Below are 462 nucleotides of genomic sequence, written 5' to 3' on the forward strand. Positions count from 1 at the left end.
GCCGACCGACCATTCGGCGCGGATCGCCCGCAACACCCAGCTCATCCTGCAAAAGGAATCCGGCACCACGCGCATCATCGACCCGTGGGGCGGTTCGGCCTATCTTGAACGGCTGACGCATGATCTGGCGGCGCGCGCGCTTGCTCATATCGAGGAGGTCGAGGCGCTCGGCGGCATGGCGGCGGCGACCGAACAGGGCATTCCCAAGCTGCGCATCGAGGAAGCTGCCGCGCGCACGCAGGCGCGGATCGATTCCGGCGAGCAGATGCTGGTCGGCGTCAACGCCCATCGGCCCGAGACCGACATCGAGGTCGACGTGCTGAAGATCGACAATGCCGAGGTCAGGGCCCGGCAATTGTCGAAGCTGCAACGGCTGAAGGGCACGCGCGATGTCGCCGCCGTCGAAAGCGCACTCGATGCGCTGACCCGTGCCGCGCAAGGCAATGAAAACCTGCTGGACTG

At 66.2% G+C, this 462-nt stretch carries 1 protein-coding gene; it reads left to right on the forward strand.

The genetic code is table 11. From position 1 onward, the window contains the following. Positions 1–462, forward strand: a 462-nt coding sequence (locus ENZ74_RS34045) for a methylmalonyl-CoA mutase family protein (RefSeq protein WP_245471073.1), incomplete at both ends; no start/stop codon positions are given.

The sequence above is a fragment of the Mesorhizobium sp. M7A.F.Ca.CA.002.15.2.1 genome, assembly GCF_003998715.1.
In the GTDB taxonomy this organism is placed as follows: Bacteria; Pseudomonadota; Alphaproteobacteria; order Rhizobiales; family Rhizobiaceae; genus Mesorhizobium; species Mesorhizobium ciceri.